Origin of the sequence: Rhodomicrobium sp. Az07 (assembly GCF_018619475.1) — a bacterium.
Classification (GTDB): domain Bacteria; phylum Pseudomonadota; class Alphaproteobacteria; order Rhizobiales; family Rhodomicrobiaceae; genus Rhodomicrobium.
The window spans coordinates 335,168-348,992 of record NZ_JAHFZG010000001.1 but is presented as its reverse complement, the minus strand read 5'-3'; the positions used below and the strand labels follow the sequence as shown (position 1 = coordinate 348,992).

At 61.3% G+C, this 13,825-nt stretch carries 14 protein-coding genes and 1 tRNA gene; 6 read left to right on the top strand and 9 right to left on the bottom strand.

Features of this window, described 5'->3' with window-relative positions:
• Nucleotides 1-20: 20 nt before the first annotated feature.
• The 4 genes from pstC to KKP04_RS01525 all read right to left on the bottom strand — a co-directional run bounded on the left by pstC (nucleotide 21) and on the right by KKP04_RS01525 (nucleotide 4,906).
• Nucleotides 21-1,481 (bottom strand): phosphate ABC transporter permease subunit PstC, encoded by a 1,461-nt coding sequence (gene pstC, locus KKP04_RS01540; protein WP_215025549.1) that lies wholly within the window; start codon nucleotides 1,479-1,481, stop codon nucleotides 21-23.
• A 294-nt stretch (nucleotides 1,482-1,775) separates the two neighbouring features.
• Nucleotides 1,776-2,861 carry a substrate-binding domain-containing protein gene (locus tag KKP04_RS01535; protein WP_215025545.1) on the bottom strand — a complete coding sequence of 362 codons (1,086 nt, stop codon included), beginning with the start codon at nucleotides 2,859-2,861 and terminating at the stop codon, nucleotides 1,776-1,778.
• Between the two features lie 136 nt (nucleotides 2,862-2,997).
• Entirely contained in the window at nucleotides 2,998-4,419 is a 1,422-nt protein-coding gene (locus tag KKP04_RS01530; protein ID WP_215025542.1) for an ATP-binding protein, read from the bottom strand.
• 109 nt (nucleotides 4,420-4,528) lie between these two features.
• Complete coding sequence (locus tag KKP04_RS01525; protein WP_215025540.1) at nucleotides 4,529-4,906, bottom strand: gamma-butyrobetaine hydroxylase-like domain-containing protein; 378 nt, start codon at nucleotides 4,904-4,906, stop codon at nucleotides 4,529-4,531.
• Nucleotides 4,907-5,056: 150 nt separating this feature from the next.
• On the opposite strand from KKP04_RS01525, the gene KKP04_RS01520 reads away from it, so the two are divergent.
• Both KKP04_RS01520 and KKP04_RS01515 read left to right on the top strand, forming a co-directional pair.
• On the top strand, nucleotides 5,057-5,293 hold the full coding sequence (locus KKP04_RS01520; RefSeq protein ID WP_215025537.1) for a hypothetical protein: 237 nt from the start codon (nucleotides 5,057-5,059) through the stop codon (nucleotides 5,291-5,293).
• Nucleotides 5,294-5,427: 134 nt separating this feature from the next.
• Complete coding sequence (locus tag KKP04_RS01515; protein ID WP_215025534.1) at nucleotides 5,428-5,724, top strand: hypothetical protein; 297 nt, start codon at nucleotides 5,428-5,430, stop codon at nucleotides 5,722-5,724.
• A gap of 64 nt (nucleotides 5,725-5,788) precedes the next feature.
• Here the strand turns inward: KKP04_RS01515 and KKP04_RS01510 are convergent, their stop codons facing one another.
• Nucleotides 5,789-6,445 carry a phosphatidylcholine/phosphatidylserine synthase gene (locus KKP04_RS01510; protein WP_215025533.1) on the bottom strand — a complete coding sequence of 219 codons (657 nt, stop codon included), beginning with the start codon at nucleotides 6,443-6,445 and terminating at the stop codon, nucleotides 5,789-5,791.
• Between the two features lie 198 nt (nucleotides 6,446-6,643).
• Nucleotides 6,644-7,354, bottom strand: a complete 711-nt coding sequence (locus KKP04_RS01505) for a phosphatidylserine decarboxylase (protein ID WP_215025532.1) — start codon at nucleotides 7,352-7,354, stop codon at nucleotides 6,644-6,646.
• Nucleotides 7,355-7,539: 185 nt separating this feature from the next.
• Between KKP04_RS01505 and KKP04_RS01500 the strand changes: the two genes are divergently transcribed.
• Nucleotides 7,540-8,028 carry a hypothetical protein gene (locus KKP04_RS01500; protein WP_215025531.1) on the top strand — a complete coding sequence of 163 codons (489 nt, stop codon included), beginning with the start codon at nucleotides 7,540-7,542 and terminating at the stop codon, nucleotides 8,026-8,028.
• 25 nt (nucleotides 8,029-8,053) lie between these two features.
• On the opposite strand, the gene KKP04_RS01495 is transcribed toward KKP04_RS01500, so the two are convergent.
• The gene (locus KKP04_RS01495) at nucleotides 8,054-8,419 is read right to left on the bottom strand and encodes a hypothetical protein (protein WP_215025530.1); all 366 of its coding nucleotides are present in this window, start codon (nucleotides 8,417-8,419) and stop codon (nucleotides 8,054-8,056) included.
• Between the two features lie 2 nt (nucleotides 8,420-8,421).
• Here KKP04_RS01495 and KKP04_RS01490 point away from each other — a divergent pair, with 2 nt between their 5' ends.
• Nucleotides 8,422-8,775, top strand: a complete 354-nt coding sequence (locus tag KKP04_RS01490; RefSeq protein WP_215025529.1) for a zinc ribbon domain-containing protein YjdM — start codon at nucleotides 8,422-8,424, stop codon at nucleotides 8,773-8,775.
• A 375-nt stretch (nucleotides 8,776-9,150) separates the two neighbouring features.
• Here KKP04_RS01490 and KKP04_RS01485 read toward each other — a convergent pair.
• A tRNA-Asp gene (locus KKP04_RS01485) sits at nucleotides 9,151-9,227 on the bottom strand.
• Between the two features lie 152 nt (nucleotides 9,228-9,379).
• Nucleotides 9,380-9,601: a 50S ribosomal protein L31 gene (gene rpmE / locus KKP04_RS01480; RefSeq protein WP_215025528.1), complete on the bottom strand. Its 222-nt coding sequence runs from the start codon at nucleotides 9,599-9,601 to the stop codon at nucleotides 9,380-9,382.
• 158 nt (nucleotides 9,602-9,759) lie between these two features.
• Between rpmE and KKP04_RS01475 the strand changes: the two genes are divergently transcribed.
• Entirely contained in the window at nucleotides 9,760-11,625 is a 1,866-nt protein-coding gene (locus KKP04_RS01475; RefSeq protein ID WP_215025525.1) for an ABC transporter transmembrane domain-containing protein, read from the top strand.
• A gap of 297 nt (nucleotides 11,626-11,922) precedes the next feature.
• On the top strand, nucleotides 11,923-13,800 hold the full coding sequence (gene ftsH / locus KKP04_RS01470) for an ATP-dependent zinc metalloprotease FtsH (protein ID WP_215025650.1): 1,878 nt from the start codon (nucleotides 11,923-11,925) through the stop codon (nucleotides 13,798-13,800).
• Nucleotides 13,801-13,825 lie beyond the last annotated feature (25 nt).

Genomic DNA, 13,825 nt, shown 5'->3' with positions numbered 1-13,825 from the left:
GGGATTCTGTGCGACCGCACTCATTCGTATTGCTCCCGGTATTTCCGTACGATGTAGAGGGCGTAGACGTTCAGGCCGAGCGTGAGGATGAACAGCGTGAACCCGAGCGCGAACGCCACGAGTGTCTGCGGCGAATTGAATTCGAGGTCGCCCGTGAGTTGGCTGACAATCTTCACCGTAATGGTGGTGACGGATTCGGCAGGGTTCAGTGTGAGGTTCGCCGCGATGCCCGCGGCGAGCACCACGATCATCGTCTCGCCGATGGCGCGTGAGGCGGCCAGCAGAATTGCGCCGACGATGCCGGGCAGGGCGGCGGGCAGGACAACGCGCTTGATGGTTTCAGACTGCGTGGCGCCGAGCCCGTAAGAGCCCTCGCGAAGCGCGCGCGGGATAGCCGTAATGATGTCGTCCGACAGCGATGACACGAAGGGAATGATCATGATGCCCATCACGATGCCCGCCGTGAGCACGCTTGTCGGCTGGATAGCGAGCCCCGCCTCGGACCCGACAAAGTTGATGAACGGCCCAACGGTCACAACTGCGAAGAAGCCGTAAACGATGGTCGGTATTCCGGCCAGCATTTCCAGCGCGGGCTTCACGGCCGAGCGCACATTCGGGTGCGCGTATTCCGCCATATAGATCGCGGCGAGAAGGCCGATCGGCACAGCCACGAGAAGCGCCACGAAGGAGATGTAGAGCGTGCCCCACAGCAGAGGCACGAGCCCGAACTGCCCGTCTCCGCTCGTGTCGCCGGCTCCCGCGAAGCGGGGATCCCACACGGTGCCCGTGAGGAAGTCGATAATGGACACGTGGCTGAAGAATTCGACGCTCTCGAAGAGCACCGAAAGCACGATCCCGGCAGTGGTCAGAATGGCCACCGAAGACGCGGCCATGAGCCCCGCGATGATCACCTGCTCCACGCGGTTGCGTGCGCGCAAGTTCGGCGAGAGTTTCCGAAAGGCGAAAATGAAGCCGAAGATCGCCAGGAACGCCGCCACCGCCGTCTTTGCGATCTCGCTCAAGGACTTGATGCTGTTCAGTTCCTCAGCGGAGGCGATGATGGCCGCGTCCGGCGGGCTCGCAATAACGACCCCTTTGCTTCCAAACAGACGCTGGGCTTCCCTCGGGTTCGCCTTGGCAGCGGCAACCTCCGCTGGCGAGAGCCGTTCAAGGCCGGTCGCCACGCTGCGGACGACGCCCATCGCAAGGCCGATCTGCCCTTGCGAGCCTTCAAGAACTTGCGCGGGCAGGTTGGATTCGACTTCCGCCTGAATGAAGCGCGGCTCTACCGCCGACCAGATCATCAGCACCAGGATGGCGGGCAGCGCCGTCGCGAGCGCGAGGTAGCCACCGTGATAGCCAGGTCGCGAATGAAGCGCCCGAGGATTATCCGGGGACAACCGTTTGGCCCGCCAGAAGCCTATGAAGAAGGCGACGACTGCGGCTACAAGCAGACAAAAAAGCAATGTGCTAAGTGACACGGCCGTCTCCGAAAGAGAATCCGACGATTTCGATCATGGGCAGGCGCCGCGAGGTTCCCGCCATCGCGACCGCGCCATTCGATCCGGCGCCTGTGCGTTCCGCTGCGGGGTCCGGCTGTATGCATTTCCGCATATGAAGTTGTCCTGCGCGCATGTCTTCGCCGGATAAGATACTGCAGACCGCGCGTTATAGAAGAAGCGAAGCTTTCGCGTGTGGCGTAGCATCGTGGGGTTGATGCACGCCACACGCTTCCGTTCGGGGTGCCGGGGCGGGGCCCCCGCACCTATGCGATCTTAGCTGAGTGGCCCGAGAACCTTGAGGTCCTTCACGGTCTCACGAACAGCCTTGGCTTCGGCTTCCGGAAGCGGAACCAGGCCGTACTGAGCGAGAGGACCGTCTTCGCCGATCATCTTGTCGCTGACGAAGAACTCAGAATATTCCTTGAGGCCCGGAATGACGCCGACGTGAGCCTTCTTCACGTAGAAGAACAGCGGACGCGAAACCGGATACTTGCCAGCCGAGATGGTCTCGACGGTCGGCGTCACGCCGCCAACGGTCGCAACACGGAGCTTGTCGGTGTTGTTCTCATAGAAGGCTAGGCCGAACACGCCGATCGATTCCTTGTTCGAGGAAAGGCGGGCGAGCGTCTCGGTGTAGTCGCCGTCGATGTCGATGGCATGCTTGCCGCCGTTGTCCTTGCGAACCTTCATGCAAGCCTTTGCGGTCGCGGACTTGACCTTGTCTTCAGCCGTGCCGGCCGCCTTCAGCTTCTCGGCGATCAGCTTGTCCGCGCCCGTGGCCTTGCAGCCCGCGGCGAGAACCTTCTCTTCGAAGACTTCACGCGTGCCGTGCTTTTCGCCCGGGATGAAAGCAACGATTTCCCAGCCCGGGAACGCAGCGTTGACTTCTTTCCAGGTCTTGTTCGGGTTCGCGACGAGCTTGCCGTCGACCACGATTTCAGGAGCAAGCGCGTTGAACCAATCCTTCGCTTCGAACGCGAAAGCCGCGCCCTTGACGTCGGAGGCGAACACGATGCCGTCATAGCCGAACTTCACTTCGACCACATCGGCGACGCCGTTCTTCGCGCAGGTTTCCTGTTCGCCCTTCTTGATGCGGCGCGAGGAGTTTGCGATGTCGATCTTGTCTTCGCCGACGCCGTCGCAGAACTGCTTGAGGCCAGCGCTCGATCCGCCGGATTCGACAACGGGGGCCTTCAGATTGGTATTCGCCTTCGCGTAATTCTCGGCAACGATCTTCGAGTAGGGGAAGACGGTCGACGAACCGGCGATCTTGACCTGGTCGCGGGCAGAAGCGGAATCGGCAGCAAACAGGCCGACAGCCGCCGTAGCCGCCACGAGGGCGGTAAAGCGATAATTCACTGTGCTCTCCCTTGAAATTGGAACCACACCTTTCGGCGGTTCAATGCGCTGAAACCCTAGGGCCGCGCCATGTCTCTTTTATGTAAGGGGAGTGAACCTTTAATGACAAATTAAAGCATTGATTTTGCGAGCGCTATTATTCTTCGAGAGCGGGCTGAACAACAGGCTTCGTTACAATTTCAATCAATCCAGGGTTGTCTTTGTGCTCGGCAAGCAACACCGTAAAAATCGAGCCGAACCCCACTTCCGAAGCGATGCGAAGCTCACCGCGATGGCGGTTCACGACGTGCTTGACGATGGCTAGACCTAGCCCCGTGCCGCCTTTTTCGTGTCCAGCAGCCCCGGCGACGCGATAAAATCGCTCGGTCAGCCTCGGCAGGTGCTGGCCCGGAATACCCGGCCCGTCGTCCTTGATGCTGATCGCGATCATATCCTGCGACCCGCTTCGCTGGCGCTTGAGCTTCACCTGCACCGCGCCGCCCTTTCGGCCGTATTTGATCGCGTTGTGCACGAGATTGATGAAAACCTGGGTGAGTTCATCCCGGTCGCCCAGCACCGTCACGGCGCCCACCTCGGACTCGACCGCGACCGCGACATTCGCCTCCGCCGCCATCGGCTCCAGCGCCTCGCAGGCCTGTTCGACGAGTTCGGCAATCGCGACCTCGCCCTGAGGCTTCAGATGCGCCCGCATCTCGACGCGAGAAAGCGACATCAGATTGTCGATGAGCCGCGCCATACGCTCCGCCTGCTTGGCCATGATCGGCAGAAAACGGTCGCGCGCCGCTTCATCGTGACGGGCAGCGCCGTGAAGCGTCTGGATGAAACCCGATAGCGACGCCAGCGGCGTCTTGATCTCATGGCTTGCGTTGGCGATGAAGTCGGCGCGAAGCTGGTCGAGGCGGCGCTGTTCGGTCAGGTCGCGGAGATAAACGAGGATCCACGGTCCCGCATCGGATGGAAGCACGAGCCAGGAAACCGTCGCCGCCATGTGCCGCTCAACGGGGACGCGCTCACTGAAGGTCACCGTCTGCTGCCGTTTTGCGGCCCCGCACTCCATCACGGCGTCGAGCACTTGCGGGCTCCGCGTCGCGCTTGATATATGCGAGCCGGTTCTCAACCCTTCGAATAAATCGCGAGCCTTGCCGTTGAAAGCGAGGATCGTTCCGTCGGGAGCGAGGAGAATGGCCGGATCGGGCAGCGCGTCGGCGATGGGCTTCGCCACCGCAAGCGTCTCCTCCTTCGCACGGTCCGAGCTTACCGCGTCGTAACGGGGACGGGTGCGCGATGTTCGAATGAACGCAGCCCCGGCGGTAAACGTCAGGACGGCGGCAACAGGCGCCGCTACCGGCAGGCCGTAGAAGACCGAGAGCGCACCGATTACCGCAGCAGCGAGCAAGACGAGCCAGCGCCGAAGATAGAGGCGCGATAAAACCCCTTGCCGGGGCGGCGGCGCGAACACGCTCGGCGACTCGCCTTCCGGGGGCGTCAGAAAAGTCTTCCGCTGAAGGATGCCGTCACCAAAGCGCTTGCTGTCGCTATCGCGATAGACTTCGAGCATGCCGTTCCGTTGTCCTTCGCCGCTTGAGACGGTTATTGTAGAAGAATTATCGGCCATGGCATCAGGATAGCCAACATCTACGACAGTTTTTCGACGCTCCCCTTAAGTTTTAGGCAAGGTCGCGACTGAGGCCCGCCGCTTGCAGGCGGTCGAGATATGCACGCCATACCTCGTCTTTGTTGCGCGCAAGCTCGTCAAGATACACCCAGGAATAGATGCCCGTGTGATGACCGTCGCTGAACACGAGCCGAACCGCGTAGTTTCCGACCGGCTCAATGGAAAGGATCGTGACAAGGCGCTTGCCGGGGACGAGTTTTCGCTCGGCCGGCGAATGGCCCTGCACCTCGGCGCTCGGGCTTTCGACCCGCAGAAGTTCGGCCGGAAATTCCGCCTCCAGTCCATCCTCGAAAGAAACGCGGAGCGTGGTCTTGTCCGCACTGAGCCTCAATTCGGACGGCACCGGTCCTTCGCCAATGGCTTGCGACATCGCCTTTCGCTCCTTTATTTTGCGATCCATACACTTTGAACTGTCAGAGTTACCCTTTTTTGCCGCATTCAGGTTTAATAGATTTGTCCACAAGGAACCTACGGTCCGACAACCATAAGGTTCGGTCTCTGCGTTTTGGGGTAGTGTGCAATGCCAGCCATTCGGATGTCCCGCAGCGAACGGTCTTCGCTCGAAAAGATCATCAAACGCCCCTGTCTCGTCACCGACATTCCGGCGGACCACGCCGAAAAGCTGATGAACTACGGATTGATCAAGCGTCAGGTGATGCTTCTTCATTCGACTCAGCGCGGCCAGCTCGAAATTCTGCGTCAGCGCTTTCGCGGCGACGATTTCGGCCCGGCCATGGGCCTCGAATCCTACGCGTGACGCTATTTTTTACTTAGTGGCAAAACCTCACTGGTAAGATGCCCTCTCGCGCCTATACTGAAAAGTAAGGGCGGTAGCGTCGGAACTTCGCTCCCGCTTAGGCTTTCATGAAGGCAAGCGTTAAGCGGGAGATCATGATGTCGCGACTTCTTTTTACTGCCCTTTTGGCCGCTGCTGTCGTCGGAACAACTGTTCAGAGCGACGCGGCACCCCGGCGCGGGCAGCAGCCCCGGTCCTACCAACTCTATGTAGCGCCGCAAGAGCCTACTCTTATCGAGCGCTTTTTCGGCGCATCGGCTCCGCGCTGGCAGTATCAGCGGCCCTTCGCGTGGTACAATACCGGCCTGTATAATTATCCCGGCCCCTACTACAACAATACGACGCTCTGGGAACGGGTGAACACGCAGGCGAACTACCCGGTTCAGTATTGATCCGCCAGCAGCTTTCGAGGGGCGTCGCGGTGAGCCGCAGCGCCCCTTTCTCAACAAATCCGCGCTATCGCCGCTGTCCGAAGATCGCAGCCAGCGACGGCACAGGCAGAGTGCTGATCATGAGCGCCGCCGCCGTCAGCATGGCAACCGCCATGACGGAACTCGCCTCCGCAGGAAAAATCGCCACGGCGGTCGTATCGAGCGCGATCATCGTCAGCGCCGCCGCCGTCGATGGCAGACCGCAAAACCACTTCGGCTTGTTCGTGTGGCCATCCGTCAGAAACGCCTTCTGCGCCCGCGCCTGGATGTTGAACCGCGCGAGCCTCAAGCCCGTCGCGAGCACATAGGCCGCCGCAATCGCCCAGCCCGCAAGGCCGAATTCATGAAGATGTCGGTCGTAGAGCAGCATCGCGGGGGCGACGCCGAAGTTCAGAAAGTCGGCGAGCGAATCGAGTTCCGCCCCCATGGCGGATTCGGCCTTGAGACGCCGCGCGGCATAGCCGTCCGCCACGTCGAGCACGACCGCTCCGAGGATCGCGGCCATCGCCAGCGCATAATTTCCGTCATGCGAAAGCCGGATCGCCGCCAGCCCGCACACGACGGCCGCGAGCGTGAAAGCGTTCGGCACGAGCAGGGCAAGCCTTCGCTTCAGAGAAGGTCTTGCGAGAGGAGCCTCGTTCCTGCCGATCACCGCGAAAGGCCGCCCGTGCTGGTGCTTCATGATCTGCCCCGCGTTTCAAACACCGCGTGGCCCTGCGCGCGCAAGCCGCAACCTTTCTGCACCGCTTTCGTCTCCCATGTCATAATTCCTTCATGGGAGCTTTTTTGGCGGCAAAACGCAACTCATAATACGGCGCACGGGATGCGGCGTTGTGCGCGCCAGTCATTCTTCGACCGGCCGCCGGAAACACGCGCGGTGCTAAACGCGTGTGAAGCGGCGGGGCGTCGGCTCTGTCACGCCGAGTTCCGCCACCACGGTTTCACCCGCGATCATGCGCTGTCCTTCCGAAACGAAGACCGTCCCCGCCGGAAGGTACAGGTCGGTTCGGCTGCCGAACCGGATGATACCGATCCGCTCGCCGGCCGTGACCGCGTCGCCTACCTTGACGTTCGTCACGATGCGGCGCGCAACGTAGCCCGATACGAGCACGACGCCGATCTTGACACCGGTCTTTGTCTCGATGGTGAAGGATTGGCGCTCGTTCTCGGAGGGAGCTTCCGGCGCGGCGGCGTTCTTGTAGACGCCGTCCGTATGCACATCGGTCAGGATGCGGCCCGCGACAGGCGCTCGCGCCACATGCACATCGAGCAGCGAGAGGAACACCGAGACGCGCGTCATGGGCTCCGTGCCGAGGTTGAGTTCGGCGGGCGGCAGCATCGGGTTGACGCTGATCACGGTCCCGTCGGACGGAGCGACCACGAGGCCCTCGCGGTCGGGAACGACGCGCTTCGGATCCCGGAAGAAGAAGACGAGCGCAAGCGTCGCCAGAAGGCAGATGAAGCCGAGAGTATCCCAGATGAAGAACGCAAGAAGCGTTACCGCCGCCGCGATCCCCACGAACTTGTAACCATCCTTATGGATAGGCGAAAAGATCGCCTGAAACTGAGAGAGTGCATTAGGTCCAGCCACTATAATCCCCCGGCAAGTTGTGTTAACCCGCTGTCGCGGTTCTTGATTTCGATGTCACATGATGTAACTGTCATCAGGATGGTCTTGGGCACGCCGACACGCAATTGTCACACCCGACGCATATCAGAAACGTTAAAGCGCCGCGGTTCCGGTCGGGTCGGCTGGCTGTTCCTAAGGAGAGTTCAATGCACGCCAGAATCGCCGCTACAATTATTGTGGCCTGTCTAGCATTTTCGTCCGCCCGCGCACAAGACGCGGAAAAGCTTACGCTTTCGATCCCGCCGGAAGTAACCGAGGTTGCAACGGCCGGCACGTGGTCCGACGCCGACCTATCCGGCGTGTTCCGCGCCACCGTTCTTACAGTCCCGGCAGGCGAAACGACGCAGGCACATCTCGTGCTGCAACTCATGTCCGTCAGCGCGGACGGTAACACATCGAAAGTGCATAAAACCGTCCCCGTGAAGCAGATCGAGGACAAGAAGTTGCCGAACGCTTTCCTCGCGGTGGAGGAAGACGGCACCGAGAACGAAGTCACATGGCGCGTGACCAGCTACGACAGCAACTCCAATGCCGATATCGGCGCGCTTGTTACGATCGACGCCAAGGGCGACGTACAGGTGAAGGACGCGCCAAAAGAAGAGGAATCAGCCGCGCAGCAGCCTGAGAAGAAGTAGTCGCGGCGGACGACGCACGATCAAATCAGAGTTTCCTCATCAAGGCGATTTTGTCGAGACTGCCGACAAAATCGCCTTTGTTTTTATCCATTGGCGCCCAATCAGATCGCTGAATACAGGCTAGGTCAGTGCGAAAGTGGTTCGCCATAATTGACAACGGTACGCCCAATCGCCCGGCAAAGCAGAAACCATTTGATGACCGCGTCAAAGCGGTGTGAATAAAATGTGCCATTCGCTGCATGGAAGCGTCGTTCGCGCTCATGCTGCTTGCCGGTGAAAGCATAGGCGAGGCACCGTAGCGGCGCGTCATCTGTTTTTTTGTTGCAAGGCGGAACTTGAACCCGTTCCGCGAAAGGGCGGCGCTCGAATGCCCGCAGATCAGGACATCCATCCATGACCACCACTCATTGCCCGAAGTGCCAGTCGGAAAACGTCTATTTCGACGGAAATCTCTGGGTCTGCCCGGACTGTTTCCATGAGTGGAGCGGCGATGCTGCGGCCGATTCCGCGCAGCCCGACGAGACCGCGAGCGTGCGCGATTCGAACGGAACCGTGCTCGCGGATGGCGACGCCGTGACAGTGATCAAGGAACTGAAGGTGAAGGGCGCCTCAAGTGCGATCAAGGTCGGCACGAAAGTGAAGAGCATTCGCCTCGTTCCCGAAGCGACCGACGGCCACAACATCGCGTGCAAGATCGAAGGCATCGGCGCGCTGAATTTGAAATCGGAGTTCGTGCGCAAGGCTTGACCGGGGGCGGTCTCTTCGCGTGGGACGTTTGGGCGTGGGCACGCAAGCCACGGAAAAGAAGAATCGGCTTTGCCTGTTTATGCAACGGCGGAGCCGACCATGCCGGACATGTTTCATCGCCTTTGCGATGTAATGCCGCTCAATCGGGTGATGTCGCTCAATCAGATATACAAGCTGATTGAGGGATGGGGACATATGGGCTCGGAATGGGAGTCCGACGTTCGCAAAGCGCTTCAGGCCGATTGTCCGCAATGCAAGCAGTATAAGGGGCACGCCGCTTGTTTCGAATGGTGTGGGCGCGGGCAATGGAAGCGGATCAAGGAAAGGCCGACAGAGGACGACCTTGAGGTTCTCTGATCTGACTTTTGGAAGAAGTGGCGGGAGTGACGGGGCTCGAACCCGCGACCTCCGGCGTGACAGGCCGGCACTCTAACCGACTGAGCTACACCCCCGCATGGGATTGGCGAAGCGCTTCAGCGCGCCGCCGATGACCCCCTACATAACAAGCGTTGCCGCGCATCTCAAGCGCTAGTTTTCGCTTTTTGCGATTTATGAGACGGGCGGCGAAAGCTCCGCCGCGTCACCAACCGACCGGCCTAATGGCCTATTTCAGGAAGCCTTCGAACTTCTTCTTGAACTTCGACACGCGGCCGCCGCGATCCAGAAGCTGCTGGTTGCCGCCCGTCCACGCGGGGTGAGAAGAGGGGTCGATGTCGAGGTTGAGCTTCCCGCCTTCCTGGCCGTAGGTGGAATAAGTTTCGAACGACTCGCCGTTCGTCATGACGACCGTTATCTTGTGGTAGTCGGGGTGAATATCCTTTTTCATGGTCTTTCCTCTTGCGCTTCGATGTGCGCCTTGTATTTGTGCGTTTGGGGTTGCTATACAGGACGAAGTGAGATCGTGACAAGTTCAAGCGTCATTGTGCTGGTTTCATTGAGAAAATTCGGTGACTCAGGCGCGCGCTACGCAGAAGAGTGTGCAAAGTGACCCTACATACCATCGCAGACCGCCGCTCGAACCTCCCCGCTCCCGCCAGCGAGAACCGCAAGCCTGGAGAAATCGCCGCACGCGAGGCGCGCACCCGTGCCAGCCTGAAACCGCTTCAATTGCTGCGCCCCTACGTCCTGAAATATAAAGCCGTCGCGATCGCCGCGCTCATCGCGCTGATCGTCTCCTCCGCCGCAACGCTGATGCTGCCGTTTGCCGTGAGGGAAATGATCGACCGAGGCTTCTCACCAGAAAAGCAGAGCCTGATCAACATTTATTTCGCGAGTCTGTTCGCCGTCGGCGCTCTGCTCGGCGTATCGAGCGCGATACGATTCTACTGCGTATCCTGGCTCGGCGAGCGAGTCATCGCGGATGTGCGGGCCGATGTGTTCCGCCACCTGACGCGGCTCAGTGCCGCTTTCTACGAGAAGACGCATTCCGGCGAGATCATGTCGCGCCTCAACGCCGATACGACGCAGATCAAGGCCGCCGTGTCGACATCCGTCAGCCAGGTGCTGCGCAATGCCGTCATGTTCATCGGCGCGCTGGTGCTGATGGTGTTCACAAGCCTGAAGTTGAGCCTTCTCGTGCTCGTCGTGATACCGGTGATCGTCGTGCCGCTGGTGCTTTATGGCCGCACGGTGCGCCGTTACAGCCGCATTGCGCAGGATGAAGTCGCCGCGTCCTCGTCTTTCGCGAGCGAGAACCTCGCCGCGGTTCGGACCATGCAGGCATTCACCTCCGAGACGCTTGTCGCCAACCGCTACGCCGCCGCCGTCAGCCGCTCCTTCGAAGCGGCAGTGTCGCGCACGAAGCGCCGCGCGATGATGACTGCATCTGCGATCTTCCTCATCTTCGGCGCCATCGTCGGTGTGCTCTGGTATGGCGCGCACGACGTCATGGAAGGGGTGATCACGGGCGGTATCCTCGCGCAGTTCGTGCTTTACGCAGTGATAGCCGCCGCCTGTCTCAGCGAGTTTTCCGAGATATTCGGCGAGATGCAGCAGGCGGCCGGCGCGGCGGAGCGGCTTTCCGAACTGATGGCAATTCCCGCAGAGATCCGCTCTCCCGCCGACCCGCGCGCCTTTCCCGATCATGCGAGGGGCGAGGTCACGTTCGAGGCCGTCTCCTTCACCTATCCGCTGCGGCCGGACCATCCCGCGCTCCACAATGTTTCCTTCATCGCGCGGCCGGGCGAGCGCGTGGCAATCGTCGGGCCGTCGGGGTCGGGCAAGAGCACGATCTTCAATCTGATCCTGCGCTTCTACGACGCGCAGCATGGGCGCGTCCTCGTCGACCGCGTGCCGGTCGAGCGGGCCGATCTCGACGGGCTCAGGAAGCGCATCTCGCTCGTGTCGCAAGATACGATCATCTTCGCCGAGTCTGTTATCGACAACATCCGCTACGGCTCGCCGAATGCCTCCGACGAGGACGTTCGCTTGGCGGCGAAAGCGGCGCTGGCAAACACCTTCATCGAGCAACTGCCGCAGGGTTACGATACGCTGCTGGGCGAACGCGGCGTCATGCTGTCGGGCGGCCAGCGCCAGCGCATCGCGATCGCGCGCGCCATCCTCAAGAATTCGCCGATCCTGCTTCTCGACGAAGCCACGAGCGCGCTCGATCAGGAAAGCGAAAAGCTCGTGCAGACGGCGCTCGAACGCGTCATGCGGGGGCGGACGACGCTCGTCATCGCGCACCGGCTGGCGACGGTGATCAACGCCGACCGCATCCTTGTCATCGACGGCGGCGAACTCGTCGAGGAAGGCACGCACTCGCAGCTTCTGGCGGCGGGCGGCGTCTATGCGCGGCTCGCCGGGCTCCAGCTTGAGGGGCATCCCGACGGGCAGGCGCTGGCGTCCTGACGGCATTCTGCCCCGTCACCTAACGCTGTAAAGTCTGTAGGCGTTGCGATATGCGAGCGGGCGCAGCATCGCATCCTGGCGTGAAGTTGCCGCGCTTCTCGTACCGCGATTTTCGCATTCCGCCTTCACGGAACGGGTTCCAGTACTTACTTGACCTTTTAGCATAACGGGGCAGCGGTTCGGCCCTTCCGTTGAGGAATCCCTTCATATCGGGGTGGTTTATTGCCGGGAGTACAGGCCGAGGCGTGGGCCGCGCAAACCGGTTTTTTCGGCGTGGCGCAATTTTGGGACGGGACGATGGACAAGAAGAACAAACTCAATCTCACCTACCTCGCGGTTGCGCTCGGGCTTTTGCTCCTGTTTCAGGTCTATTGGGCGAATTACAACGAAATCGAGCCGGTGCCCTACAGCCGCTACCAGCAGCTTCTGAAAGAGAACCAGTTGACGAACGTCGTGGTCGGGCCGTCCCAGATCCGCGGCGAGTTCAAGACGCCGCAGGACGGCAAGAAATTCTTTTCGACCACCCGCGTCGACCCGGCGGTTGCGACAGAACTCGAAAAGCAGGGCATCGAATTTTCCGGCAGCTCCGGGCAGAACATCTTTCGCGAAATCCTTTCGTGGGTGCTGCCGATCTTTATCTTTTTCGCGATCTGGGCCTTCTTCATCCGCCGTATGACCGACAAGCAGGGCGTCGGCGGCCTGATGAGCGTCGGCAAGTCTCGCGCGAAAATCTACGTCGAGAAGGTCACAGGCGTGAGCTTCGACGACGTGGCGGGCGCGGACGAGGCGAAGGGCGAACTCAAGGAAATCGTCAACTTCCTGAAAGACCCGGATCATTACGGCCGACTCGGCGCGCGGGTGCCGAAGGGCATCCTGCTCGTCGGACCTCCCGGCATCGGCAAGACGCTGCTCGCGCGCGCGGTCGCGGGCGAGGCGGGCGTGCCGTTCTTCTCGATCTCCGGTTCCGAATTCGTGGAGATGTTCGTCGGCGTCGGCGCCGCGCGCGTACGCGACCTGTTCGAGCAGGCGCGCAAGATGAAGCCCTGCATCATCTTCATCGACGAACTCGACAGCCTCGGACGCACGCGCGCGGCGGGCATGGCGGGCGGCGGCAACGACGAGAAGGAGCAAACGCTGAACCAGCTTCTCGCCGAACTCGACGGTTTCGACCCGCGCGAAGGCATCGTGCTGCTGGCCGCCACGAACAGGCCCGAAATCCTCGACCCGGCGTTGACGCGCGCGGGGCGCTTCGACCGGCAGATCGGGCTCGACCGCCCCGACAAGAACGCGCGCGTCGCAATCCTCAACGTGCATATCAAACGCATAAAGGCCGGTAAGGACGTCGACCTTGAACAGGTCGCGGCCATCACGCCCGGCTTTTCGGGCGCGGACCTTGCGAACCTCGTGAACGAGGCGGCGCTCGGCGCAACGCGGCGCGGCGGAGAACACATCACGATGGACGACTTCACCCGCGCGGTGGAGCGGCTCGTGGCGGGCATCGAAAAGCGCTCGCGCGTGCTGTCGAAGAAGGAGCGGGAGGTCGTCGCCCATCACGAGATGGGCCATGCGCTCGTCGCGTCCGCGCTGCCGGGAGTCGATCCGGTCCACAAGGTCTCGATCATCCCGCGCGGCATCGGCGCGCTCGGCTACACCATGCAGCGGCCGACCGAAGACCGCTTCGTGATCCAGCGCGGCGAACTTCTGAACCGCATGAGCGTGCTCATGGGCGGCCGCGCGGCGGAGGAAATCGTCTTCGGCGAGATTTCGACCGGCGCCGCCGACGACATCGACCGCGCCACCGACATCGCGCGCCAGATGGTGACGCGCTTCGGCATGATCGAGGGGCTCGGCCAGCGGGTCTACGAGTCGCAGCGTCAGGCGTTTCTCGGCGAGGGCCTGATCGGGAAGCCGAAGGATTATTCGGACCAGACGAACCGCGAGATCGACCTCGCCGTGAAAAAGCTCGTGGACGACGCCTATGCGACTGCGAAGAAAACGCTTAACGCGCGCCGCAAGGATCTCGACGAGGGCACGGCGCTGCTTCTCGCAAAGGAGACGATCACGCCCGACGACTTCCCGCCGCTCGTGAACATCGCGCCCGGCGCGAAGCTCGACGGCTCGTCGCCCGACGAGGTGCTCGCGCCGGAAGCGGAGCACGCGCCGACGCTGTCGTAAACGGTGGACCGTTCGCTCTGATACA